The following is a 23547-nucleotide window of genomic DNA, read 5'->3' on the forward strand; positions in this document are numbered from 1 at the left end:
AGCCGTTTGCGGGAGAAGAACCATGTCTGCAGTTATCGACAAAACCCAGGCCCTCGACCACCTGCTCGCCACGGCAGTCGAGGACGATCATGAGACCGGCATGTTCAGGTGCCGTCGCGACATCTTCACCAACGAAGATCTCTTCGAGCTGGAGATGAAGCATATCTTCGAGAGCAACTGGGTCTACCTCGCGCACGAAAGCCAGATCCCGGAGAACAACGACTACTATACGACCTATATCGGCCGCCAGCCTGTCGTCGTCACCCGCGACAAGACCGGCGAACTGCACGCGGTCATCAATGCCTGCGCCCACCGCGGCGCGATGCTCTGCCGACGCAAGCACGGCAACAAGGGCAGCTTCACCTGTCCCTTCCATGGCTGGACCTTCTCCAACACCGGCAAACTCCTGAAGGTGAAGGACGAGAAGACCACGCAATATCCGCCGCAATTTGCGAAAGATGGCTCGCACGACCTGAAGCGCGTCGCTCGTTTCGAGAGCTATCGCGGCTTCCTCTTCGGCAGCCTGAATCCTGATGTCTCGTCGCTCGAGGATTATCTCGGCGAGACCAAGGTCATCATCGACCAGATTGTCGACCAGGCGCCCGACGGGCTCGAAGTGCTGCGCGGCAATTCCTCCTACATCTACGATGGGAACTGGAAGCTGCAGATGGAAAACGGTTGCGACGGCTATCACGTCAGCTCCGTGCACTGGAACTATGCCGCGACCATGGGCCGCCGCCACGAGGAGGGCACCAAGGCGGTCGACGCCAGCAGTTGGAGCCGCTCGATTGCCGGCGTCTACGGCTTCGACAACGGCCATATTCTGCTCTGGACCAACACCATGAACCCCGAGGTCCGGCCGGTCTTCCACGCCCGTGAGGAGATCAAGGCGCGCGTCGGCGAAGTGAAGGCGGATTTCATCGTCAACCAGACGCGTAACCTCTGCCTTTACCCGAACGTGTTCCTGATGGACCAGTTCAGCACGCAGATCCGCGTCACTCGCCCGATCAGCGTCGACAAGACCGAGATCAGCATTTTCTGCTTCGCGCCGAAGGGCGAAAGTGCTGAAGACCGGACTCTGCGCATCCGCCAATACGAGGATTTCTTCAACGTCTCGGGCATGGGCACGGCCGACGATCTCGAAGAATTCCGCGCCTGCCAGCAGGGCTATGCCGGCATCACCGCGCTCTGGAACGACCTGTCACGCGGGGCGCCGCTCTGGATTGACGGTCCGGACGACAATGCCAAGCGCATGGGCCTCGAACCGTTGCTCTCGGGCGAGCGCAGCGAAGACGAAGGCCTGTTCGTCCGCCAGCACGAATATTGGGCGAAGGTGATGCGCAACGCGCTTGCCTCCGAGACGAAGGGAGCGGTCGCATGAGCATCTCCTACGACACCGCCTGCGCCTTCCTCTACCGCGAAGCGCGCCTGCTCGACGACCGCAAATGGGACGAATGGCTGACCTGCTATGCGCCCGACGTCACCTACTGGATGCCGGCCTGGGACGATGACGATCAGCTGACCGAAGATCCGCAGTCTGAGATCTCGCTGATCTTCTATCCGAGCCGCGACGGCCTGGAGGATCGCGTCTTCCGCATCAAGACCGAACGCTCGGGCGCCTCCACGCCAGAGCCGCGCACCAGCCACAACGTCACCAATGTCGAGTTGCTGGCCGACCGTGGCGAGGAAGTGGATGTCCGCTACAACTTCCACACGCTCAACCACCGCTACAAGGTCACCGACCACTTCTTCGGCACCATGTTTGTGACGCTGCGCAAAAGCGGCGAAGAGCTCGTGATTTCACAAAAGAAGATCGTGCTGAAGAACGACTACATCCGCCAGGTCATCGACGTCTACCACATCTGATGACCGCCGCCTGACGACAAGGGATTGGGAGGAGCAACCATGGCCAGCTACAGGATCGCTTTGAATTTCGAGGATGGCGTCACCCGCTTCGTCGAATGCAGGGACGACGAGAAGGTGCTCGACGCCGCCTTCCGCAACAAGATCAACCTGCCGATGGACTGTTCCGACGGCGTCTGCGGTACCTGCAAGTGCCGCGCCGAAAGCGGTGCCTATGACCTCGGCGACGACTTCATCGACGATGCGCTGACGGCGGACGAGGCCACAGGCGGGCTGGTGCTGACCTGTCAAATGAAGCCGTCGAGCGATTGCGTCATCGCGGTGCCGACGACCTCGGCCGCCTGCAAGACCGGGCAGCAGAAGTTCGCGGCAACGGTTGCGCGGGTCACCCCGCACAATGATGCGGCGATCGTGCTCGAACTGGACGTGGACCCTACTGCAGCACCCGTGTTTCTGCCCGGCCAGTACGTCAATATCGATGTGCCGGGCAGCGGCCAGAGCCGCTCCTACTCCTTCTCTTCGGCGCCGGGCGAAGCGCGCATCGGCTTCCTGATCAAGAAGATCCCCGGCGGTCTGATGAGCAGCTGGCTGGAGCGTGCCGAAGTCGGCACGAAACTCGAGCTGACAGGGCCGCTCGGCAGCTTCTATCTGAGAGAAGTCCAACGCCCCCTGCTGCTGCTAGCCGGCGGCACCGGTCTTGCGCCATTCCTGTCGATGCTCGAAGTGCTGGCCCAGGCCAACGCGCAGCAGAAGATCCACCTGATCTACGGCGTCACCCGAGACCTGGATCTCGTGCTTGTCGATGAGATCGAGGCCTACACCAACCGGCTTGCCAATTTCACCTGCAGCACAGTCGTGGCAGACGCTGCCTCCAGCCATCCGCGCAAGGGCTGGGTCACCCAGCACATGCCGGAAGAGCTCTTCAACGGCGGCGATGTCGACGTCTATCTCTGCGGCCCGCCGCCGATGGTCGATGCGGTGCGCAAGCACCTCGACGACACCGGTATCGTGCCCAACAGTTTCCACTACGAGAAGTTCACGCCGAACGTCTTGGCGAAGGAGGCGGCATGAGCGCGGCCCGTTTTGAAGGGCGCTTTGCCGGCAAGGTGCTCGTGGTCACAGGTGCGGCTCAGGGCATCGGCCGCGCTGTGGCGCTGCGTGCTGCGGCTGAAGGCGGCAAGGTGGTGTTCGTCGACCGCGCCGACTTCGTCACAGAGGTGGCGGCGGAGGCCGGGGGCGATCGGGCGGCAGCCTACAACACCGATCTCGAGACCCACGAGGGCGCCGCTGCGGCGATGCGCTTTGCCGCCGAACGCTTCGGCGGCATCGACATCCTGATCAACAATGTCGGCGGGGCGATCCGCATGCGGCCCTTCGCCGAGTTCGAACCGTTGCAGATCGATGCGGAGATGCGCCGCTCGCTGATGCCGACGCTCTACTGTTGTCATGCGGTGCTGCCGCATCTGTTTGCCCGCGGTGGCGGCACGATAGTCAACATTTCCTCGAATGCCACGCGCGGAATTCATCGCGTGCCCTATTCGGCGGCGAAGGGCGGCGTCAACGCCATCACCCAATCGCTGGCTATGGAACTTGCCGAGCGCAACATCCGCGTCGTCGCGACCGCGCCGGGTGGGACGGAGGCGCCGCCACGCCGTGTCCCGCGCAATGCCGCGGGCGACAGCGACGCCGAGAAGGCCTGGATGGGCGACGTCGTCGCCCAGGTAAAGCAGTCGAGCTTCATGAAGCGCTACGGCAGCATCGAAGAGCAGGCGGCACCCATTCTGTTCCTGGCCTCCGACGAGGCCTCCTACATCACCGGCAGCGTGCTGCCGGTCGCCGGCGGCGATCTCGGCTGACGGCTCTCTATCTGAAACGCGCAACGACCTGGGGAGGAGATGATGCGCTCTATCGATGTGAATGAGGCAATAGACGGGAGCCCCCTTGGGGGCTTCCAGTGGATGGTGGTTGCGCTCTCAGCGCTGCTGCTGATTGTCGACGGTTATGACGTCTTCGTCGCCGGCACCGTGCTGCCGACGCTGATCGCCGAATGGGGACTGAGCAAGCCGCAGGCCGGCGCGCTGCAGGCCTGGGCACTGTTCGGCATGATGTTCGGGGCGCTGATCTTCGGCCCGCTCGCCGACCGGATCGGCCGTAAGAAGGGCATCGCCATCAGCTTCGTGCTGTTCACGGTCTCGACCTTGCTGACGGGGCTTGCCGGTTCGCCCGAACAGTTCAAGATCTTCCGGTTTTTCGCCGGTCTCGGCTGCGGCGGCTTGATGCCGAATGCCGTGGCACTGATGAACGAATACGCGCCGAAGCGTCTGCGCGGCACCCTGGTGGCGCTGATGTTCTCCGGCTATTCCGTCGGCGGCATGGTGGCGGCCGGCCTCGGCATCGGCCTCATCCCATCCTATGGCTGGAAGCCGATGTTCTTTATCGCCGCGGTGCCGTTGCTTCTGTTGCCGGTGATCCTCTGGAAGCTGCCGGAATCGCTCGGTTTCCTCATCCGTCAGGGCAAGCAGGACGAAGCGAAGCGGATCTATCAGAAGATCGATCCCGGCGTGCGTATCGGTGCGGCCGACAGGCTGGTCTTCGCCGAAACGAAGGGCGCCTCGGCGTCGGTCCTGGAACTCTTCCGCCATCAGCGCACCTTGCGCACGATCATGCTGTGGGTCGCGTTCTTCTGCTGCCTGCTGCTCGTCTACCTGCTGTCGTCCTGGCTGCCGAAGGTGCTGCAGGAAGCCGGCTATGCGGAGAAGGCAAGCCTGCTCAGCCTCTTCGCGCTGAATTTCGGTGGTATGGTCGGCGCCATTGCCGGCGGCTGGCTCGGCGACCGGTTCGGCCTGCCGAAGGTGGTGGTCGGATTCTTCGTCGCGGCAGCCCTGTCGATCGCGCTGATCGGCTTCAATCCGCCGGCGGCCCTCCTGTTCCTCATGGTGTTCGTCGCCGGCGCCACCACGATCGGCACGCAGATCCTGCTCTATGCCAGCGTGGCGCAGCTCTATAACCTCTCGGTCCGCTCTACCGGATTGGGCTGGGCCTCGGGCGTCGGTCGCATCGGCGCCATCGTCGGGCCGACACTTGGCGGCGTGCTCCTGGCGCAGGAGTTTCCGCTGCAGCAGAACTTCGCGAACTTCGCCATCCCGGCTGCGATCTCGGCGCTCGCCATGCTGGTCTTTGCGATCAGCAACGCCCGCCGCGACGAGGTCGTGCAACTGGCGACGGCTTAATGAACGGCGATGGCGGCCGGACCATGAAGGCATCCGGCCGCCATCCCTTTGCGCGTGCGAGACTTGTGCCGCAGCGCGCATGCCTATGAGGCGCAGCGTCGCGCCAACAACCATGAAGCCGCCTTCGCTGGCGGCTTCCCTGATTGGAGTGCCGGTTTCATGGCCTATCTCGACCTACCCAGCCATCGGCTTCATTACCGCATCGACGGCGACCTAAGCGGCAACGCACCCTGGCTGCTCTTCTGCAATTCTCTCGGCACCGATCTCACCATGTGGGATGCCCAGATCGGGGAGCTTTCGCCGCATTTCCGCGTGCTGCGCTACGATCGCAAGGGCCATGGTCGTTCCTCGGCGCCGCCACCGCCCTATACGCTCGCTGATCTCGGCCATGACGTGCTGGCTCTTCTGGATGCGCTGGAGATCGAACGGACGCATTTCTGCGGCCTGTCGATCGGCGGCCTGACCGGGCAATGGCTCGGCGGGCACGCCGGCAAGCGCCTGGACAGACTCGTGCTCTGCGCGACGGCGGCGCGCATCGGCACGCCCGAGGGCTGGGCCGCGCGCATCGACAGCGTCAGGGCGGGCGGCCTTGCGGCTTTGACCGCTTCCACAGCCGAACGCTGGTTCAGCCCGGAATTCGCAGCCAGCCATCGTGAAGCCGTCGGTCGCGTCCTCGAGAGCTTCGGCACCACCGCGACCGATGGCTATATCGGCGGCTGCACAGCGCTGGCGGGTGCGGATTTGCGAGAAGAAATCGTCAAGATCGCCAATCCCGTGCTCGCCATTTCCGGCGACGGGGATCCGGTTTGTCCGCCATCCGACCTCGAAAACATCGCCGCCCGCGTGCAGCAGGGGCGGCATCTGTCATTGCCCGGCCGGCATATCGTCAACATCGAGTCCGCGCCGGCATTCAACGCGGCGCTGCTCGAATTCCTTCACGCTTGAAGGCGGATTCACCAGCAGAACCGCGCAGCCCATCAACGTGCCTCACTTGACTGGAACCACGAGCGGCGCGTCCTTGGTGACGATGTAGGTCGCGAGTTCCGACGCCTTGGCGGTGCCGACGTTCTTGGCCACATGGGCAACGCCAGCCGGAATGAACAGCGCCTGGCCTGCCTGAAGCGTCACCGGTGCCCGGCCCTCGAGTTGGTATTCCAGCGAACCCTCAAGCACATAGGCGATTTCTTCGCCCGGATGGGAATGCTTGATCGAGGCGGTGCCCGGGTCGATATCGACGCGGACCTGCACAGCCTCGTGTCCGGGCACGCGGATCTCGTTCTTGATCAGGTCCGTGCGCTGAATGCCCTGCATCTGCTGAGCCTCAGCCATGCGAAGCGTCGTTACGCTGCCGGCGATCAGCAGGGCGGCGGCAATGAGGCGGGGCGTTTTCATGGGGTTCTCCGTCATAGCGTTGATCGAGTGGGCGTCGTTGGAAGCATCCTGATTTCAACGGAGGTGTGTATTGGCGGTGTGTCGGCCGGGCGCGCTTTTTGTAAGCCAATGTATTTCGCGGTTGGTACCGATGAATCCACTTGCGGTGTCGAGGTATCGTTTCTGGAAGAAGGGACGGCAAAGCGCGGTCCTGCCTGGCTGGGCGGCGATCCTGGGTGCGCATCGCCGCCATCCTCGCGCTCTCGCCAATCGCTATTCGCCAAGGCTCTGCTGCAAGGCTTCGCGCGCCAGGCTGATGATATCGGCATGGATGTCGGCGCGGGGACGCTCCGTCGGCTCGCAGATGGGGTCGACTTCGCCGAAGGATTTCAGCGCTTCGGCGGCGCCGTCCTTGCATTCCGGCAGGAAACTGAAGTGGTCGGCCCCGGCGATTGCCGCATAGGAGCCCTTTGGCGTCAGTGCCGCCAAAGGCTTGGAGGCGACGGCCTGGGGGATGGTCTCTGCGCTGCCGAGATTGATGAAATGCATCGGGATCTCGATCTTCTTCAGGCTTTCTTCCCTATAGGCCTGGGCGAGACCCGGATCGACCAGCACTGCCGCTTTGATGCGCCGGTCAAGGTTCGATTGTTCGAAGCGGGCTTTGTCGATCGTGCGAAGATCGAGCTTGCCGACCTCGACCGGCATGTCGTTGACGTAGCCTTTGCCGCCGGCAAACCAGGCGCAATCCCACTTCCTGTAGCTGTCGCAATAGCGGGCATAGGCATCGAGGCTTGCCTCAGCGCCGGACATCTCCATGGCAGTCGAGCCTCCGAGAGAAAAGCCGAGGACGGCGATCCGGTCGGCGTCGATTACCTTGTTCCATTCGCCGGTGCCGGTGAGCTTGTCGATGACGGTGGAAAGTTCGGCCGTGCGCTCCCAGAGCTTCGGCGTGTTGACGGGCGTCGAATCGCCGCTGGTCGTGCCGGGATGGTTGGGGCCGGCGACTATGAAACCGGCCTCTGCGAGTGCGGTCGCCAGCCAGCTCATCGCTTGAACGCGGCCTCCGGAGCCGTGCGAAACGACGACCAGGGGGAACGGCCCCAGGAGGAAGGGGGCGTCCCTTGCGGCCTCTGTTCCCTTAAAGATCTGGTTGTCGCCGACAAGGGCGGTTTCGCCGCCGGTCGCGGCGGGATACCAGATGGTGACAGAGAGATCTCGTCCCCGTTCGGGAGCCGGAACGCTGATCTCGCGCACGCCGACATCATGGGCATGCGAGGGGGTGGCAACGGCCAGGATGAAGACGGCGGCGGGCAAGAACTGGAAGAGGGGCATGGGCATCTCGCTGGGTTGAAAAAGACGCACGATCGTCGCCGGCGTTGCGCCTCTCCGCGTCCTTGATCGCGATTCAGGTCGTCCCGAATCGCGATCTGAGCCATGACTTCCCAGGTTATCTGCCCGCCAAAGGACTCGCTCTTGATCTTCCTGCCCTTGCCGTTCGTCGTCGCCTTGCTGTTGCTGATCCTGCTGGTTGTCATGCTACGCGGCGACGAGCCCGCGAAGCGCAATCGGGCGTTTCTCGTCTTGGTGGCGCTCTGTGCCCTCCAGTCGGTGGTCGTCGGCCTGCGGTGGGGTTACGACGTCGCGGCATTGCGATTTGCTCTGCCGGTGCTCGCAAGCGGCGTACCGCCACTGGTGCTCGCGAGTTTCCACAGCCTGATCCGCAGCGAGGAGCGAAGCGTTCCCGGCGCCGGGTGGATTCACGCGACGCCGACCATCGGCGTCCTCATGCTCGTGCTGCTCGCGCCGAGATACATCGACTTCGCCCTGATCGTCGAATATGTCGGATATGCGCTGGCGCTTTTGAACCTTGCCCGCACCGGCACGGATGCATTGGACGAAGCACGTTTTGAAGGCGCCGTTGCAGCGCACCGCGCTTTGGTCATTGCCGCGGTCTCGCTCTGTGTGTCGGCCCTCTTCGATCTTGCGATCATTCTGGACTTTGAATGGACAAAGGGGGCGAATATCGGCCTCATCGTCAGCAACGGGAATATGCTGGGATTGCTCTTCATCGGGCTGACCGCCATGGTCGCGGACCGTGCGCGCGCGCTTCCGGTAGCCAGCACGGTCATCGATGAAGATCCAGTTTCAGTGCCGCAGGACCGGGAGATCCTGGACCGGGTCGATCAACTACTGGTCAGCCAGAAACTGGCCCGCGACGAAAACTTGACGCTGTCGCGCCTGGCACGGCGCGCGGGCCTTCCAGCCCGGCAGATATCGACCGCCGTCAATCGGCTGGCCGGCAAGAACGTCTCGCAGTACATAAACGATTTTCGAATTGCCGAAGCCTGCCGTCTGCTGCGTGAGACCGATATGTCGGTGACCTCGGCGATGTTCGAATCCGGTTTTCAGACGAAGTCGAATTTCAATCGCGAATTCCGGCGGGTAACATCGTTCAGTCCCGGATCCTGGAGGGAGCAAAACCGGGAAGAAAAGCCTGGCCAAGAGGGCGGGGCGATCAACGCCAGAGGCTATCGCTGACAATTGTGCCCGGCCGCCGTGCGGCCGGACAGGTACGCCTCGCGGCGGCCGATAGCTACTGTTGATCCCCCGTGTTGCGGCCGACGGTGATCGAGAGATCCCTGGTCTTGCCGGTCCGCCAGACGCTCAAGCTCTTCGAGGTGCCGGGCGAGAGGTCGGCGACCATGCGCGAGAGATCGCGTGGCGACTTGATCGGGCTGCCGCCGAGGGCGGTGACTATGTCGCCAGCCTTGAGGCCTGCCCTGGCGGCGGGTGTTCCATCATTGACGCCGGCGATGAGCGCGCCTTCTGCCTGACGGAGGCCGATCGCATCGGCGATGTCAGCGGTCACCGGTTGAATTTCGACGCCGATGAAGCCGTGCTGGATCGAGCCGTCCTTCATCAACTCGGCGACGACTTTCTGCGCCTGATCCGAGGGAATGGCGAAAGCGACGCCGACACTGCCGCCGTTCGGCGAATAGATGGCGGTGTTGATGCCGACCACCCGACCCGCAGCATCGACCAGCGGTCCGCCGGAATTGCCGCGATTGATCGGCGCGGCGATCTGGATGAAGTCGTCATAGGGACCGCTGTGCAGATCGCGCCCACGTGCCGAGACGATGCCGGCGGTCACGGTCGTGCCGATGCCGAACGGGTTGCCGATCGCAAGCACCTGGTCGCCGACCCGCAAGGTGTCGGAATCGCCCCAGGCAACGGTGGCAAGCGGCTTTGCGGGCTTGATCTTCAGTACGGCGAGATCGTTCTTCGGGTCGGCGCCGACAAGCTTGGCGGGCACTTGCGTGCCGTCGTCAAGGGTCACCGTGATGCTCGACGCCTTGTCGATGACGTGGTTGTTGGTGACGATGTAGCCATCCGCGGCCACGACGAAGCCGGAGCCGAGCGCTTCGGCCCGTTGCGCGGGGCGCTGTTGCGGGGCCCGGTCCGGCAGCGGAATGCCCTGGTCGCGGAAGAACTGGCGGAACTGCTCGTCGAAGGGCGAGTTTTCGCTGAGTTGCGAGGTTTCGTCGTTACCAGCGTTGTCGGCCTTGATTACGGTGGTAATCGTGACGATCGCCGGCTTGTCCGCCGACACGATCGGAGCGAAGGAGGCGCCGGACGCAAGCGGCACCGCAACGGCCGGGCCGGTTCCGGCGGCCGCAGCCGCGTCATGGCCAGCAAAGGCTGCCATGGACAAAGGCGCGACGATGGCGGCTGCGCCGAGGAGCGCGGCAGCACGGTGCCTCATGAGAATGTTTGACATGATCTTGTTCCTTTCGCTGCCAGGTCGCCGAGAGATCTCAGGCGTGCGCCCCGTTCGGAGGCGAACACGGCTCATTGCTTCGGTCAGCTTCGTGTAAGGGCTTGTGTTGGTTGCCGAGGGACCGGGCTCAGGGAGCGAGCCCGGCGCTGTCGGTGGCGCCCACCTGGAAGCCGGGTGGGCCGCATCTGCCTGTCGATCACGCCATCCGGGCGATATCCCGGTCGAGGTGGCGAACTTCGTTCTGCAACCGCGCATAGGATTGCGTGGGCAGCATGCCGTTGTGGGCGGCGGCGGTCTTGACCGCCTGGGCGCGCACTGCACCGTCCTCGCGTTCAAGCTTCCTGTAGTTTGCCGCAGTCAGCTTGCCCTGTTCGCGGTCGGCATTGATCCGGTGGTTGTCGACCCTCAGTTCATGCAGGACGCGGTCTAGGCGCGACGATGCCATGTGAACCGGTGCGCGGTAGACCTGCATCGCCGGGGCCGTCATGTCGTCCTGGGTGAAAATGCCCTGGTAGTAATCGCCCGTATAGGCGCCCTTGTCACTGTCGCGACCGAAGTCGTGGTGATCGGCCGCAAAGGCACCGCCGGCGAAAACGACGAGGGCAAGGGTTGCGATGGTGGTGGTCTTGAGGGGCGAGCGCATATCTGCATCTCCTTCAACGCGGGAAGCGGGAGGAGCTTCCCTGCGAGGCCGTCTCCTATTGTCGCGTCGCGGCCGAAGCGGTCGCCGGCAATATTCAGCCTCGGTTCGAAGGTAATACTTTGATGCGCGTTAGTCATGTTAATATAATGTAATATTTCTCTGTCCTTTCTTGGAAGTTCAAATTATTAATTTTATGTAATAAATGCTGTCCGCGCTTTCTACTGGAAACTATTCTACTCGCCCATGCCTCAAAAAGGGGTTTTCGGGCCCCGTGCTTGCGTGAGCGTCGAAGAAATAGCTAGGTGCCTGCGTAATGTGCGCGAGGGCGGATCAACTCGCCGCTCTCGACCTGCTCCATCGCATGAGCGAGCCAGCCGACGGTGCGCGCAAGCGCGAAAATGACGAGCGGCGCATCGTCAGGGAGAGTATAGGCCGCTGCGAGGGCGGCCAGTGAAAAGTCGAGATTGGCGGGTTCGCCGAGCAACTCCTCGCCGGCTTCGGCCAAGGTGGTGTAGAGTGCCGGCACCTCGAAGCTTGCCATGATCGCCTTGGCGCGCGGATCGCCATCGGGATAGAGCCGGTGGCCAAAGGCCCTGACCACGCCCTCGGAGGAGAGCATTCCCCGAATCGCTTCGCGCACGCCGCACGCCGCCGCCTGTTCGGCCAGCCGCGTGACGCTGAGCCAGGCGCCGCCATGTCTAGGTCCGGTCAGCGTGGCAAGTCCTGAAAGCGTGGCGGCGGAAAGCGCCGCGCCGGACGAAGCTGTGACCCGGGCCGCGAAGGCCGAAACGTTGAGCTCGTGCTCGGCGGTCAGCACCAGGCATTTGCGGATCGGCTCCGCCGCCTCCGGCCGTCCCCAGCCCAGCGCCAGCCGCCGGTGCAGCGGCATTTGCTCTGGCGATGGCGCCATCTCCGTCGCGACGCTTGCAAGCACGTCGGCGGCTTCAGCCTTCAATATCGCCGGGCGGCGGCCGAGCGCCGGCAGGTCGCTTTCGATCCGTGCAGCCAGGCGCGCGAACGTTGCGGCCAGGCGCGATTGGCTGCCGCCGTGTTCGCCGGCGGGAACGGTCACTGGCTCGGATGATTGCCAAAGCAGCGCCGCGACCTGCTCCAGCGTCGCGTCGCTGGAGAGTTCGACCGCATCGCGGCCGCGATAGAATAGCCGCCCGCCGGCGATACTGGAGATCGTCGTCTTCAGAACCGGCTCACCCCAGCGGATCGCTTCGGCCGCCACGACCGCCGCCTGCCGTCGCCCGGTATGGCGTTCGGCCAGCCGATGCACATCGTCGGACTGATACAGGCTGCGGCGCGGGTCGGCTGGGTCGGGCTTGGCGCGAATGCGTCCACGACTGACATTGGCATAGAGCGTCTGCCGCTTGCTGCCGAGCCGGGCGAGCGCCTCTTCGGCGGTGATCCAGAGTGTCTTCATGTTGATCGATTGCATCAAGATTGACGTCAATAGATCTAGGTCGGATCATTCTCTGCGTAAAGGAGAAACTTGATGATGAAGAACGGACTTGAAGACGTCGTCGCCGCCGAAACGCAGCTCTCCCATGTCAACGGTGAGGCCGGCGAATTGATCATCCGCGGCGTCTCGCTCGATCACCTGGTCGGCCACGCGCGCTATGAAGATGTCGTCGCCCTGTTGTTCGGCGGACTGCTGGGGCCCACGCCGGATCGGGCCGAGCTTGCGAAGCGCCTCGGGCAAAAGCGGGTGGAGGTCTTCGCTCACGTCCCCGCTATCGACGATGCGTTGCTGGAACTGCCGCCGGTCGACATCATGCGTGCGCTGATCGCCCGGCTTCCGGATGGAGACGATCTCGATACGGCACTGCGCTTGCTGGCCGCCCCGGCCGTCTTCCTGCCTGCGGCACTGCGCCTGAAGAAGGGTGAAACCCCGGTCGCGCCGACACCGGCGCTTTCCCATTCTGCCGATATTCTGGCAATGCTCGGTGCAAGCGTGCCGAGCAAGGAAGAAGAGGCGGCGCTCGATGCCTATCTGGTGACGATTTCGGATCACGGTCTCAACGCTTCGACCTTCGCGTCGCGTGTGGTCGCGTCCACCAAAGCCGGCCTCACATCTTCGGTTCTTGCTGCGATCAGCGCGCTCAAGGGGCCGCTTCATGGCGGTGCGCCGGGACCGGTGCTCGACATGCTGGATGCGATCGGGACGCCGGAGAACGCGCGAGTCTGGCTCTCGGAGGCGCTCGACCACGGCGAACGGCTGATGGGTTTTGGCCATCGCGTCTATCGCGTCCGCGATCCCCGCGCCGACGCGCTGAAAGGCGCACTGAAGCAGCTGAGCGCCGCCAACCCGGCAAACCGCGATCGGATTCAACTGGCCGAAGCGGTCGAGCAATCGGCGCTTGCCATCTTGAAGGTGCGCAAACCGGACCGTCCGCTCGACGTCAATGTGGAGTTCTACACGGCGCTTCTGCTCGACGCTTTGAAGTTCCCGCGAGAAGCCTTCACCGGCGTGTTCGCGATCGGCCGAACCGTCGGCTGGATCGCCCACGCACGCGAACAGGCGTTGGAAGGCCGCCTTATCCGGCCGCGTTCGCTCTATGTCGGGCCGCTGCCGCAGCAGGCGGCCTGAGCGCCGGCACTCCATTGTGAGGTCTATGCCACCCGCGTATTTCGCAGGTGCTTTTGAAAGAACATCTTCAGGTCGCGGAAGTCGTTGAAGCCGAGGACGGTCGCAAAGCGAGCGACCGTCGTTGGCGAAACGGAACAGGCGAGCGCGATCGAACGGGCGCTGCCGAAAGCGACGAGGTCCGGCTTTGCCAGTGCTATCAGATGCCTCTACGTCGTCTCGGGCACATTGAACATCCATGTGCCGGAAGCGGAAGGCCTGGTCTGGTTCGAGCTCAATCCGCGCGACGGCTTCTACATTCCGGCGGGCTTCGATCACCAGTACTACAACATGTCGGGAGACAAGGCGGAGTTCGTTTTCGGCGTGGCGCCGGACTTCTGACCTTCCACGAAAAAGCCGGACAACATCTGTCGATATTGTCCGGCTAAAGGTATCCGGAGACGCTTTGACGTCATCTGGAACGAATGGGCGACCGTCAGGCCGCCTTCTTCGCGTCAAAGGGGATCTCGATATCGACGGCGAGCGTCGAAACCTGCGCGCCGCGTTCCATCGTCACCTTGACCTTTTCGTCGTCGATCTGCATGTGCTTGGAGATCGCCTTCAGAATTTCGTCGCGCAGCTTGGTGACGAGATCCGAATCGCCTGCGGATGCGCGCTCATGCGCCAGCAGGACCTGCAGCCGTTCGCGGGCGGCCGGTGCTGACTGGGAGCGGGAGAAGAAACCGAACAGATTCATGCCGCCTTCCTTCCGAAAATCTTGCCGAGGAAGCTGCGCTTTTCACCGGGAATGGTGATTGGCAGGGTTTCGCCCTTCAGCCGGCGCGCTGCGTCGAAATAGGCCAGCGCCGGCGCTGAGCGGTTGTCTGCCAGCGTGACCGGCGAGCCGACGTTGGATGCACGAAGCACGTCTGCGCTCTCCGGGATGATGCCCATCAGCGGGATCGACAGGATTTCGAGCACGTCGTCGACCTTCAGCATGTCGCCGCGCTCGGCGCGAAGCGGGTCGTAGCGGGTGAGCAGCAGGTGCTTTTCCATGCGCTCGCCGTTTTCGGCCTTCAACGTCTTGGAATCGAGCAGGCCGATGATGCGGTCGGAATCGCGCACCGAGGAGACTTCCGGATTGGTCACGACGATGGCGATATCGGCGTGGCGCATGGCGAGCGTCGCGCCGCGTTCGATGCCGGCAGGGCTGTCGCAGATCACCCAGTCGAAGGCGTTCTGCAGGGCGGCGATGACCTTCTCGACCCCTTCCGGCGTCAGATTGTCCTTGTCGCGGGTCTGTGAGGCCGGCAGGAGGTAAAGCGTTTCGACCCGCTTGTCGCGGATCAGCGCCTGCGACAGCTTGGCCTCGCCCTGGATCACATTGACCAGGTCATAAACGACACGCCGTTCTGCGCCCATGACGAGATCGAGATTGCGCAGACCGACATCGAAGTCGACGACCACGACCTTGTCGCCGTTCTGCGCAAGCGCAGCACCCAATGCGGCGCTGGACGTCGTCTTGCCGACGCCGCCTTTGCCCGATGTAACTACGACTACCTTGCCCATTCATCTCTCCAAGTATTTAAACTACGCCTTCGCCTTACGTCACGATGGTTCTGGATCGACCCAGAACCACAAGCGAGATGCGGGCGGTGTCCGCCCGGCCATCCCATCCCGCTCTAGCCGAGCGTTCCCGCCTTGAGCGCTTCGCCGTCGAGCCAGATCTGAACGGACTTGCCGCGCAGATGCTGCTCCATGTCGTCGGCGGTCTTGTAAAAGCCGTCGATCGCAATCAGTTCCGCTTCGAGCTTGCGGCAGAAAATCCGTGCCGAAACATTGCCGGTGGTGCCGGCCATCGCCCGGCCGCGCAGCGCGCCGTAGATGTGGATCGATCCGCCGGCGACGACCTCGGCGCCAGAAGCGACCGAGCCGATGATCGTCACGTCGCCTTCCGGGAAGAACAGCGACTGTCCGGAGCGCACCGGCTGGGTCACGACGATCGAGGGTGTTGCCTTGGCGGCAAGCGGCTCGGCCGTGATGACGGCTTCCGTTTCTGCTCCTGGCACCTCGGCCTTTTCTGCCTGCTCCGCCATCTTCGCTTCGTAGTCGGCTGCCGGGCGCCCGTCGTTCATCGCAGGCGGCAGATCGGCGCCGAGCAGCGACTGTCGCGCGCCTTCGATGCCCATGATTCGGACATTGCGTTTGCCGAGCTGATCGACGAGCTCGCGCAGTTGCGAGCGATCGATTTCGAGGCCATCGACGTCGAGCACGACGGGCCGCCGGAGGAAGAAACCGGCGGAGCGGGAAGCCAGATCGTCGAGCCGGGTGAGCCAATCCTCGAGGGGCAGCTCGGGGGTCAGCGCTAGCGCAAGGAAGGAGCGCCCCTTGAGGCGGATCGGCCGGGATTCGGTTAACACATCGTTCATCTTGGTAAATTTTCCGTTGCCTCGGTGTATCGAGAAAATGGTTAACAAATGGTTAATTCAGCAGTGCGAAGGTTAATGAGGCGGGTCCCGCGGCGGGCCTTCCGGCACTGAAAAACAAGGTAAATTGGTCGTCGTAACAAACCAATCTTTTGGCCATTATTGCCTTGGCGATGGCGGATTTGACCGTCTGCCGCCCGCTGACGAGAGGGTGATTCATCGATCCCTTTGCATGCGATTCGCCCGACCTCGCGAAGGGAGTTGACATTGGAGTGCTAAAATAAGAACATAACGTGAACAAATGGAGGTTTCCCATGAGCCGGACAGAAACCATGACCCATACGGAAGAAGTGATCGAACGCGCCATGGCTGCCGTTGCAGCCGCCCGGAAGAAGCGGGAACGCGAAGCCGAGTGGCGGAAGCGGACCTTCGGACGCATCGACATGACGCCGCCCCTGCCGCGGCTGAAGCGCGGCGGCGTGCAGCTTTCGCTGCGGCTCGATGGTTCGGCACGGTGATAGAAATAACGACTACGCGGGACCGGTGGGCCGATACCAGGGCGCCTGGCGCAGCTCCAACGGGGGCAATCCGCCCGAAAGCCGCCGATGCCCGCCTGCGGTGATGGGCGGATCGAGACGAAGCTTCGAGAGGACTGACCATGAGGCATCGTCGAAGCATCGACCTGATGCCGCGCGAAAATGCTGCCGACTACGGCTCGACCCTGGAGCTGCTACCGGAATGGTATGTGCTCGTGGCGAAGTGCGGGAAGTGCCGGCATCAAGGGCGAATTGACCGTCGGGTGATAGCCAGCACCTACGGATGGGGCATCCACCTCAATTCCATCGGCCGAACACTCAAATGCTCGCGCTGCGGAAACAGGGAGGGGAACAAACTGCTCCTTGGCAAGTTGCCCCGCGACTAGCGGGGCAGATCGTGTGCCGCGTGGCAGAAACCCGCTGCTCACGGGTCAGTCGGTGCTTTCAAAATGGAACCATGCGAACCGGGCATTTCTCTAGAATATGGTCGCGAATATAAAGTATCTAATCGCTCTTTGTCGGAATTTGTAAGGCATCGCCCGTGCTTGTTTTGATTGTGTAGGCGACTGTTAACGGAAGTTATCAAGCGTGATCCGAAAGCAAGAAGGTAATATTGGAACAATTTATTATCCCTTTCGTTGAGCTTGTGATCGAACGAAAGGATGAGATCATGAAGAAGCTTGTAATCACGGCGGCTGTTGCTGGTCTACTGGCAGGCTCCGCCTTTGCTCAGGACGCCAACAAGCAAGCCGGTACGGCTGCAGGCATGGCCGGTGGTGCGGCAGCGGGTGCTGTCGTCGGCGGCCCGATCGGTGCCGGCGTCGGCGCCGTTGTGGGTGGCGCGCTCGGTGCAGCGCTGACGCCTCCGCCGCCGGAAGTGGTCACCTATGTCGAGCAGCAGCCGGCTCCACCGTCTGTCGTCATTCAGGAACGGATCGTGGTCGGTAAGCCCATCCCGTCGGCTGTCGTCCTGACGCCGATTCCGCAAAACCCGCGTTACGCCTATGCGGTCGTCAACGACCAGCGGGTGATCGTGGAACCGCAGTCGAGAACGGTGGTCCGGGTCATCAACTGACGCGGGGCTCAATAGTCTCGCCTTAAGCGGCGGCGTTCAAGCGCCGCCCCTTTTGCTGTTTTCGCCGGCTTCGTCGCAGCCGCGCTCGCTTCACTGAAAGCGGATGGATCTATGATCCGCAACACCGCACCATCGTACCGATGCAGCAGTGCTGCTAAACTCGCAGCGACAAACGCCATGATCGACGAGGGGGGCCCGGCTTGGCAGTGATCGTGCATGAGAACTGGCCCGTTGAGCTATGGCGCCCCGGCGTCGAAACGCGGATGGTGATCTCCGCGGTGAACGGCGCCTCGCAATTGTGCCTGTTCGAGCAATGGGTGGCGCCCGGCGCGGGCGCTCCGACGCATCATCATCCCGTTGAGGAGATCCTGACGGTGCTCGCCGGCAAGGCCGAGATGTGGATCGAAGAGGAACGCATCATCGTCTTGCCCGGCCAGTCTCTTATCGTGCCGCCGCTCCGCCGCCATGGCTTCACCAATATCGGTAGCGAGACGCTCCAGCTTCAAGCCATCCTTGCGGCAGCAAGCTTCGAGGCCCGGTTTGACGGTTCGGTCGAAAGCGTCAGACGCTGGTGCGGCGAGGTCGACTAGGCCGCCGGTTCCCTGAACCTCAAATCCCTCCTGCACGCGATGACGTCCCGGTGCATCCGTTTGCCCGGCTTCGTCTTCCGGGTATAGTTTAAAAGCCCCTCAGCACAATTGCCGACCGCCGTTTTTTCAAGATCTCGTCAAACTCGGCGAATGTCTCGGGATATCTAATATATATTTCAAATTAAATTGCCTATATTCGGAAAGTTTATTCAATATTGCTTTGTGCCATCCTTGTAATACATTCACTAATCGGGATGTATATTCGAGTCTTTGAGCATATTCTTAAGTCGATCGAAGAGGATAGCGATATGGCGAAGATCGTAGGCTCGTCTGCGGGCGACGTTTTGAAGGGCACCGAGGAAAGCGACCGCATCTGGGGCCTCGTCGGCTTCGACACGATCGATGGCGGCGGCGGCGACGATTTTGTCGACGGCGGGGCGCATGACGACATGTTGACGAGCTCGAGCGGCTACGACCGGATCGACGGCGGCGACGGCAGTGACCAGATCGTTCTCACCGGGACCGGCGGGGCCATTACCGGAGGCAGGGGTTTCGACGGTCTCGTCGTCGACTTCTCGCAAAGCGCCGACCGGATGGTCTTCAACGGTGCCGGCGGCCATGGCTATGTTGGCGATCCGAGCGCTGTCAGCCAGCATGTCTTCTTCCACGATATCGAGTGGCTGCGCCTTCTTGCCGGCAGCGGCGACGACCGGATCACGGGGACCGCCGGGAGCGACCGGATCTCGACCGGAGCCGGCATCGACGTCGTCAATGCGGGCGCGGGAAACGACATCATCACCAATACAGGCGGACACGATCGTCTCGATGGCGGCGATGGAAACGATCGCTTTGTTCTCGTCGGGACGGGCAGCACCGTTTTTGGTGGTGCCGGAGACGATACCCTGGTCGTCGATCTTTCGGGATCGACTGATCCGGTCGTGTTCAACCTGGCGAATGGTCACGGCATTATCGGAGACGGGACGCAGACGGAGCGGCACCTCTTCGTCCAGCATCAGGATGTCGAGCGGGTTGTGCTGATGACCGGACGCGGGAGCGACCGTGTTACGGGAAGCGCGCTTGGCGACGTTATTGAGACGGCCGGCGGCAACGATGTCGTCGATGCTGGCGCGGGCGACGACAGGATCACGGACGGGCTCGGTGCCAACCGTCTATTTGGCGGCGACGGCAGTGACCAGATCATCTCCACATTCTACTCCGCCGAGATCGACGGCGGTGCGGGCCAGGACTGGCTCTATATCAGCGAGATGCAGCGCACGAGCGATCTCACCATCGATTTCGCCGCTGGCAAGGTTTCGACCGGTACCGTGCTGCGCGGATTTGAAGAAGTGAGCCTCGCGCTCGGCAGCGGCAACGACCGGGTCAGCGCGGGTGATCTTACCTATCTCATAGTCGATGCCGGCGCCGGGGACGATCACATAGAAGGCGGTGCCGGGCGGGACCGGTTCGATGGCGAGGAGGGCGACGACTATATCGATGCGGGCGCCGGAGACGACATGATCGAGACGGGCACTGGCGACGACGTGGCTTTTGGCGGGGATGGCCGGGATACGCTCGCCAATGACGGTGGCAGCGACGTGCTCGACGGCGGCGCTGGCGATGATTGGCTGCAGGACACCTTTCCCGGCAGCGGTTCGCTTGGCGTCGCGTCGATCCTGCGCGGCGGTGCGGGCAACGACACGATCAATGCCCGTTACCTCGGGGAGGCCGATGGCGGTGAAGGGCGGGATCTGTTGAACCTCAACTATGGCGGCTTGCCTGAAGCGACGGATTTCGATGCGGCACGCGGCGTAACGCATACCGGACTGACTTTCGCCAATGTCGAATATTTCAACGTCACGTCCGGGCGCTACGACGACGTGCTGCGCGGCGCCGAAGACAACGACACCTTCTATTCGTCGAGCGGCAACGACATCCTCGACGGGCGCGGCGGAAACGACACGCTGAGCGGCGCCTCGGAAAACGACCAGCTCTTCGGCGGTGACGGTGCGGATATCCTCGACGGCGGTTCGCAAAATGACCTCTTGAGCGGCGGCAATGGCGCCGATCGGCTGACGGGCGGCAGCGGCGCCGACACGTTTCTCTGGTCGTCGGAAACCTCCGGCGAAGCCGGTCTCGATCGCATCCTTGATTTCAACGGCAGGCTGGGCGATCGGATCGCCTTTTCCGAGGACGCCCAGGACGCCACGGGCATTCACAGCTATGCCGATTTTCTCGCTGCTGCGCACGATACGGCCGACGGCGTGTTCGTCGCCTTCAACGGTTCAGATGCCGAGGGCATTCTGATCGAGGACGTTTCGCTTTCGGTTCTGACGGAAAGCGATGTCGTCTTCGGCCTCGGCTGAGGTTTCGCCGGGCGTCAGGTGTCCGGCAACACGCCTTCGCCTGAGGCCCTGTCCGCCTCCGTGGTCAGGCGCCCATCGATCAAATGAAGGCGCCGGTCCATGCGCGAGGCCATGTCGAGGTCGTGGGTGACTGCGACCACCGTCTTTCCCCGCTCGCGCACCAGCGTTTCCAGGATCTTGAAGACCTGTTCGGAGCTCTGGCTGTCGAGGCTGCCGGTCGGCTCGTCCGCAAGGATCAGCGGCGGATCGTTGGCCAGTGCGCGGGCCACGGCCACGCGCTGGCGCTGGCCGCCCGAAAGCTGGTCTGGCCGTTTGTCGAAATGATCGGCAAGGCCGAGTGCTGCAAGCAGATCGCTCGCCCTTTGGCGCATCTCGTTCCGGCCAAGGCGACCGAGCTTGCGCATGGGGATCTCGACATTCTCGCGGGCAGTGAATTCCGGCAGCAGGAAATGGAACTGGAAGACGAAGCCGATATTGGCAAGCCGCGTGGCGGCCCTTTCGTCCTCGTCCATCCGGGCCGTGTTGCGGCCGCGGATCACGAGCGTGCCGCCGGTCGGCCGGTCGAGCAGGCCGAGCAGATAGAGGAGCGACGACTTGCCCGAGCCTGACGGGCCGGTGACTGCGACGAACTCCTGCTCGCCGATAACAAGAGAGATGTCTTTCACCAGGGTAACCGGCACCGTCTCCCTGAGGATGCGCGTCAGATCCCTTGTTTCGATCAGCGTGCTCATGTCGCGCCCCTGATGATGTCGACGGGATTGGCGCGGGCCGCCCGCCTTGCCGGCAAATAGCCGGCGACGGCCGCCGATCCGAGCGCGAAGGCGGCGGCGATCAGATAGTGCAGCATGCTCCAGGCGATCGGTAGCCGGGTCATTTCCTGGCCGGTCGCGGATATCTCGAAGCGCACGAGCGAGAGCGCATAGACCATGGCGAAGCCGAGCGACCAACCGAGCAGCGTGCCGGCTGTCGCGATCGCCACACCTTCGAGCACGAACAGGATGCGCATGTCGGCCTCGGTGAAGCCGAGCGACTTCATGATGGCGATGTCGCGCGCCTTCTCGTGCGTGATCGTCGAGATGATGTTGAAGATACCGAAGCCTGCGACCAGCATGATCGCCGCAACGACCGTGTACATGATGACGTTGCGCACGACGAGCGCCTCGAGGATCGACTCGTTCGCATCCTGCCAGGCAACCGCCTTGTAGCCGAGTTCCGCCTCGATGCGCCGCGCCACCGTGGGCGCCGCGTTCGGATCGTCGAGCTTGATGTTGATCTCGTTGATCGCGTTTGGCCGGGCCGAGAGGATCTGCGCGTTCTTCTGCAACACATAGGCTTCGCCCTCGTCGCGCGCCGTCGTGCCGGTGTGGAAGAGACCGACGATCTTGAAGCGGCGGCTGAGCCCTTCCGAAGAGACGGCGGTGAGCGTATCGCCGAGCTTGGCGCCGAGCCGGGAGGCCATCGTATCGCCGACCACCACATTATTGCCGCCGGCGGCAAGTGCGGCGAAGCTGCCGGCCTTGAAGTCTCCGATAATCGGCGAGACGCCGGGTTCCGCCTGCGGATCGATGCCGATGACGGCAGCACCGACCTCCTGGCCGGAATAGCGGATGACGCCTTGCGCCTTGAGGGGGGCGGCAAAGCGGCCCGGGATCCAGCCATCGAGCCAGGAGAGTGCCGCGGTGGGGTTGATGATGCCGCGCCGATCGTCGCGTGGCCTGAGGCCGGAAATGGCCGCTGCATCGAACAGGTCTTCTGCCGGTTGCCGCCGCGCCGTCCGCTGCTCGTCGGTCACCTGGACATGCGGCATCGTGTCGACGAGCTGGCGGACGAAATCGTCCTGGCCGCCCTGCATCAGAGCTGCCATGGCGATGGAGAACCCGACGCCGACCGCAACGCCCAGCATCGCGACGATCGTCTGCCGGCCGCGGCCGGAGATGTGGGTCAGTGCGAGGTCGAGGATGAGGCGCATGGCGAGCTCATGTTCCCGGGACGGGCGTGACCTTGACGCGCGTGCCATCGGCAAGGCCGGTCGGGAAGGGGGAGACGACGCGCGCGCCATCTTCCAGACCGGAGAGAATCTCGACGCCGTCGGCGCCGCGTATGCCCGTTTTCAATTCCCGTATCCTGGCATGATTGCCGTCGATCACCGCAGCCTTTGTCCCCTCCAGCGCTACGGTCGGGAGGATCAAGGCACCATGCGACACGCGCACGACGATGTTGACGTCGGTCGACATGCCGATCCGAAGCGGCGTGTCGTCGGGCAGGCGGAAGCGGACGCGATAGGTCTTCGTCACCGGGTCGCCCTTGGGGGTGATGCTGTCGACCGTCGCCTCGAGTTTCTGGTTGGGGAAGGCATCCGATCGCAACAACGCGCGCTGACTGACTTCGACGCGCGGAATATCCTCTTCGTTGACGTCGGCCGTGACGATCAGCGGTTTCGGTTCCCCGACCCAGAAGAGTACCGTGTCGAGATCCGCGACTTCGCCGATCTCGCCGTCCTGCCTGAGCACCTGGCCGGTGCTCGGCGCGCGCAGCACATAGGTCGCAAGCCGCGCCTGACGGCCGGCGACAAGGGCTTCGAGCTGGCCGAGTTCGCTGCGTGCCCGGTCGACTTCCTGTTCGCTGATCGTGCTGCGTTCGGAGAGCGCCAATTTGCGCCGATACTCCTCCTGCGCCAGCGTCAGCCGTGCCTGGAGTTCGCCGAGTGCTGCCCGTGCCTCGGTGTCGTCGAGGCGGGCGAGCACATCGCCTTTGGCGACACGTTCACCTTCGCAATTGCATTGTTCGACGATGCGTTCGGCGACCGTAGGTGTGACTTTCGCCCAGGTGCGCGGCTCCACGACGCCATCCGCATAGATGATCTCCGCCGCGTCGCCGCGCTTTGGCGCAATGATGGACACGGGAACCGGGCGAAACAGATACCAGGAAACCGTCGCGCCGATGGCGACGATAACCGCCCCTCCGATTGCAAAACGAGCCAGCTGCACGAGACGCTCCTTGAATGCTTCCAGTCAGTTCTGTATAAATAGACCGACGGTCGGTTTGTTTCAAGGATGCGTGTTACCCTTGCCATCAGGAGCGTCGTGGACCGCGCTGTGAA

General features: G+C 63.1%; 23 protein-coding genes and 1 pseudogene. 12 read left to right on the forward strand and 12 right to left on the reverse strand.

What is annotated here, in order from left to right; genetic code table 11:
- The first annotated feature begins 22 nt into the window (after positions 1 to 22).
- The 6 genes from AC3WWH_RS09220 to pcaD all read left to right on the forward strand — a co-directional run bounded on the left by AC3WWH_RS09220 (position 23) and on the right by pcaD (position 6038).
- Positions 23 to 1381 (forward strand): Rieske 2Fe-2S domain-containing protein, encoded by a 1359-nt coding sequence (locus AC3WWH_RS09220; protein ID WP_058322764.1) that lies wholly within the window; start codon positions 23 to 25, stop codon positions 1379 to 1381.
- Positions 1378 to 1866, forward strand: a complete 489-nt coding sequence (gene benB, locus AC3WWH_RS09225; RefSeq protein WP_492376926.1) for a benzoate 1,2-dioxygenase small subunit — start codon at positions 1378 to 1380, stop codon at positions 1864 to 1866. The genes AC3WWH_RS09220 and benB overlap by 4 nt, the downstream gene beginning before the upstream one ends.
- 39 nt (positions 1867 to 1905) lie before the next feature.
- Positions 1906 to 2934, forward strand: a complete 1029-nt coding sequence (benC, locus tag AC3WWH_RS09230) for a benzoate 1,2-dioxygenase electron transfer component BenC (RefSeq protein WP_058322766.1) — start codon at positions 1906 to 1908, stop codon at positions 2932 to 2934.
- Positions 2931 to 3719 (forward strand): 1,6-dihydroxycyclohexa-2,4-diene-1-carboxylate dehydrogenase, encoded by a 789-nt coding sequence (locus AC3WWH_RS09235; RefSeq protein ID WP_058322767.1) that lies wholly within the window; start codon positions 2931 to 2933, stop codon positions 3717 to 3719. Before benC ends, AC3WWH_RS09235 begins: the two co-directional genes overlap by 4 nt.
- 39 nt (positions 3720 to 3758) lie before the next feature.
- Complete coding sequence (locus AC3WWH_RS09240) at positions 3759 to 5093, forward strand: MFS transporter (protein ID WP_492376927.1); 1335 nt, start codon at positions 3759 to 3761, stop codon at positions 5091 to 5093.
- A 159-nt stretch (positions 5094 to 5252) separates the two neighbouring features.
- Positions 5253 to 6038 (forward strand): 3-oxoadipate enol-lactonase, encoded by a 786-nt coding sequence (pcaD, locus tag AC3WWH_RS09245; RefSeq protein WP_492376928.1) that lies wholly within the window; start codon positions 5253 to 5255, stop codon positions 6036 to 6038.
- Positions 6039 to 6080: 42 nt separating this feature from the next.
- On the opposite strand, the gene AC3WWH_RS09250 is transcribed toward pcaD, so the two are convergent.
- Positions 6081 to 6485 (reverse strand): cupin domain-containing protein, encoded by a 405-nt coding sequence (locus AC3WWH_RS09250; RefSeq protein ID WP_058322768.1) that lies wholly within the window; start codon positions 6483 to 6485, stop codon positions 6081 to 6083.
- 252 nt (positions 6486 to 6737) lie between these two features.
- Positions 6738 to 7796, reverse strand: coding sequence for an alpha/beta fold hydrolase (locus AC3WWH_RS09255; protein WP_113399375.1), 1059 nt, complete (start codon positions 7794 to 7796; stop codon positions 6738 to 6740).
- Between the two features lie 141 nt (positions 7797 to 7937).
- Here AC3WWH_RS09255 and AC3WWH_RS09260 point away from each other — a divergent pair, with 141 nt between their 5' ends.
- Positions 7938 to 9002 carry a helix-turn-helix domain-containing protein gene (locus tag AC3WWH_RS09260; protein WP_058322968.1) on the forward strand — a complete coding sequence of 355 codons (1065 nt, stop codon included), beginning with the start codon at positions 7938 to 7940 and terminating at the stop codon, positions 9000 to 9002.
- Positions 9003 to 9060: 58 nt separating this feature from the next.
- Here the strand turns inward: AC3WWH_RS09260 and AC3WWH_RS09265 are convergent.
- From AC3WWH_RS09265 to AC3WWH_RS09275, 3 genes and pseudogenes are all read right to left on the reverse strand, one after another.
- Positions 9061 to 10242, reverse strand: a pseudogene (locus tag AC3WWH_RS09265) (Do family serine endopeptidase); the annotation flags it as partial.
- A gap of 196 nt (positions 10243 to 10438) precedes the next feature.
- Positions 10439 to 10885, reverse strand: a complete 447-nt coding sequence (locus tag AC3WWH_RS09270) for a hypothetical protein (protein WP_058322771.1) — start codon at positions 10883 to 10885, stop codon at positions 10439 to 10441.
- 298 nt (positions 10886 to 11183) lie between these two features.
- The gene (locus tag AC3WWH_RS09275) at positions 11184 to 12314 is read right to left on the reverse strand and encodes a citrate synthase (protein WP_058322969.1); all 1131 of its coding nucleotides are present in this window, start codon (positions 12312 to 12314) and stop codon (positions 11184 to 11186) included.
- Positions 12315 to 12389: 75 nt separating this feature from the next.
- On the opposite strand from AC3WWH_RS09275, the gene AC3WWH_RS09280 reads away from it, so the two are divergent.
- Positions 12390 to 13481, forward strand: coding sequence for a citrate synthase/methylcitrate synthase (locus AC3WWH_RS09280; protein WP_492376981.1), 1092 nt, complete (start codon positions 12390 to 12392; stop codon positions 13479 to 13481).
- 23 nt (positions 13482 to 13504) lie between these two features.
- Here the strand turns inward: AC3WWH_RS09280 and AC3WWH_RS09285 are convergent, their stop codons facing one another.
- From AC3WWH_RS09285 to minC, 4 genes are all read right to left on the reverse strand, one after another.
- Entirely contained in the window at positions 13505 to 13681 is a 177-nt protein-coding gene (locus tag AC3WWH_RS09285; protein WP_082640872.1) for a hypothetical protein, read from the reverse strand.
- Between the two features lie 272 nt (positions 13682 to 13953).
- A complete protein-coding gene (gene minE / locus AC3WWH_RS09290; RefSeq protein WP_057251956.1) occupies positions 13954 to 14214 on the reverse strand; it encodes a cell division topological specificity factor MinE in 261 nt (86 codons plus the stop codon).
- Positions 14211 to 15026 carry a septum site-determining protein MinD gene (gene minD, locus AC3WWH_RS09295; RefSeq protein ID WP_057251955.1) on the reverse strand — a complete coding sequence of 272 codons (816 nt, stop codon included), beginning with the start codon at positions 15024 to 15026 and terminating at the stop codon, positions 14211 to 14213. The genes minE and minD overlap by 4 nt, the downstream gene beginning before the upstream one ends.
- Positions 15027 to 15139: 113 nt before the next feature.
- Positions 15140 to 15886, reverse strand: a complete 747-nt coding sequence (gene minC / locus AC3WWH_RS09300) for a septum site-determining protein MinC (RefSeq protein WP_058322773.1) — start codon at positions 15884 to 15886, stop codon at positions 15140 to 15142.
- Positions 15887 to 16215: 329 nt separating this feature from the next.
- Here minC and AC3WWH_RS09305 point away from each other — a divergent pair, with 329 nt between their 5' ends.
- The 4 genes from AC3WWH_RS09305 (at position 16216) to AC3WWH_RS09320 (ending at position 20447) form a co-directional block, all read left to right on the forward strand.
- Positions 16216 to 16401 carry a hypothetical protein gene (locus AC3WWH_RS09305; protein ID WP_057252114.1) on the forward strand — a complete coding sequence of 62 codons (186 nt, stop codon included), beginning with the start codon at positions 16216 to 16218 and terminating at the stop codon, positions 16399 to 16401.
- Between the two features lie 688 nt (positions 16402 to 17089).
- Complete coding sequence (locus tag AC3WWH_RS09310) at positions 17090 to 17494, forward strand: DUF1236 domain-containing protein (protein ID WP_058322971.1); 405 nt, start codon at positions 17090 to 17092, stop codon at positions 17492 to 17494.
- A gap of 206 nt (positions 17495 to 17700) precedes the next feature.
- Entirely contained in the window at positions 17701 to 18084 is a 384-nt protein-coding gene (locus AC3WWH_RS09315; RefSeq protein ID WP_306341296.1) for a cupin domain-containing protein, read from the forward strand.
- Between the two features lie 308 nt (positions 18085 to 18392).
- Positions 18393 to 20447 (forward strand): calcium-binding protein, encoded by a 2055-nt coding sequence (locus AC3WWH_RS09320; protein ID WP_492376929.1) that lies wholly within the window; start codon positions 18393 to 18395, stop codon positions 20445 to 20447.
- A 14-nt stretch (positions 20448 to 20461) separates the two neighbouring features.
- Here AC3WWH_RS09320 and AC3WWH_RS09325 read toward each other — a convergent pair whose 3' ends face one another.
- From AC3WWH_RS09325 to AC3WWH_RS09335, 3 genes are read right to left on the reverse strand one after another with little or no spacing between them, the layout of a single operon-like run.
- Positions 20462 to 21178 carry an ABC transporter ATP-binding protein gene (locus AC3WWH_RS09325; protein WP_058322775.1) on the reverse strand — a complete coding sequence of 239 codons (717 nt, stop codon included), beginning with the start codon at positions 21176 to 21178 and terminating at the stop codon, positions 20462 to 20464.
- Positions 21175 to 22416, reverse strand: coding sequence for an ABC transporter permease (locus AC3WWH_RS09330; RefSeq protein ID WP_492376930.1), 1242 nt, complete (start codon positions 22414 to 22416; stop codon positions 21175 to 21177). Before AC3WWH_RS09330 ends, AC3WWH_RS09325 begins: the two co-directional genes overlap by 4 nt.
- A gap of 7 nt (positions 22417 to 22423) precedes the next feature.
- Entirely contained in the window at positions 22424 to 23434 is a 1011-nt protein-coding gene (locus AC3WWH_RS09335; protein ID WP_058322777.1) for an efflux RND transporter periplasmic adaptor subunit, read from the reverse strand.
- Positions 23435 to 23547: the final 113 nt, after the last annotated feature.

Source organism: Ensifer sp. EB106-03-01-XG145 (assembly GCF_058792075.1).

Excerpts from the sequence above, each read along its gene's own strand:
- AC3WWH_RS09220 (WP_058322764.1), top strand. The coding sequence starts at position 23 with ATGTCTGCAGTTATCGACAAAACCCAGGCCCTCGACCACCTGCTCGCC.
- benB (WP_492376926.1), top strand. The coding sequence starts at position 1,378 with ATGAGCATCTCCTACGACACCGCCTGCGCCTTCCTCTACCGCGAAGCG.
- benC (WP_058322766.1), top strand. The coding sequence starts at position 1,906 with ATGGCCAGCTACAGGATCGCTTTGAATTTCGAGGATGGCGTCACCCGC.
- AC3WWH_RS09235 (WP_058322767.1), top strand. The coding sequence starts at position 2,931 with ATGAGCGCGGCCCGTTTTGAAGGGCGCTTTGCCGGCAAGGTGCTCGTG.
- AC3WWH_RS09240 (WP_492376927.1), top strand. The coding sequence starts at position 3,759 with ATGATGCGCTCTATCGATGTGAATGAGGCAATAGACGGGAGCCCCCTT.
- pcaD (WP_492376928.1), top strand. The coding sequence starts at position 5,253 with ATGGCCTATCTCGACCTACCCAGCCATCGGCTTCATTACCGCATCGAC.
- AC3WWH_RS09250 (WP_058322768.1), bottom strand. The coding sequence starts at position 6,485 with ATGAAAACGCCCCGCCTCATTGCCGCCGCCCTGCTGATCGCCGGCAGC.
- AC3WWH_RS09255 (WP_113399375.1), bottom strand. The coding sequence starts at position 7,796 with ATGCCCCTCTTCCAGTTCTTGCCCGCCGCCGTCTTCATCCTGGCCGTT.
- AC3WWH_RS09270 (WP_058322771.1), bottom strand. The coding sequence starts at position 10,885 with ATGCGCTCGCCCCTCAAGACCACCACCATCGCAACCCTTGCCCTCGTC.
- AC3WWH_RS09275 (WP_058322969.1), bottom strand. The coding sequence starts at position 12,314 with ATGAAGACACTCTGGATCACCGCCGAAGAGGCGCTCGCCCGGCTCGGC.
- AC3WWH_RS09280 (WP_492376981.1), top strand. The coding sequence starts at position 12,390 with ATGAAGAACGGACTTGAAGACGTCGTCGCCGCCGAAACGCAGCTCTCC.
- minE (WP_057251956.1), bottom strand. The coding sequence starts at position 14,214 with ATGAATCTGTTCGGTTTCTTCTCCCGCTCCCAGTCAGCACCGGCCGCC.
- minD (WP_057251955.1), bottom strand. The coding sequence starts at position 15,026 with ATGGGCAAGGTAGTCGTAGTTACATCGGGCAAAGGCGGCGTCGGCAAG.
- minC (WP_058322773.1), bottom strand. The coding sequence starts at position 15,886 with ATGAACGATGTGTTAACCGAATCCCGGCCGATCCGCCTCAAGGGGCGC.
- AC3WWH_RS09305 (WP_057252114.1), top strand. The coding sequence starts at position 16,216 with ATGACCCATACGGAAGAAGTGATCGAACGCGCCATGGCTGCCGTTGCA.
- AC3WWH_RS09310 (WP_058322971.1), top strand. The coding sequence starts at position 17,090 with ATGAAGAAGCTTGTAATCACGGCGGCTGTTGCTGGTCTACTGGCAGGC.
- AC3WWH_RS09320 (WP_492376929.1), top strand. The coding sequence starts at position 18,393 with ATGGCGAAGATCGTAGGCTCGTCTGCGGGCGACGTTTTGAAGGGCACC.
- AC3WWH_RS09325 (WP_058322775.1), bottom strand. The coding sequence starts at position 21,178 with ATGAGCACGCTGATCGAAACAAGGGATCTGACGCGCATCCTCAGGGAG.
- AC3WWH_RS09330 (WP_492376930.1), bottom strand. The coding sequence starts at position 22,416 with ATGCGCCTCATCCTCGACCTCGCACTGACCCACATCTCCGGCCGCGGC.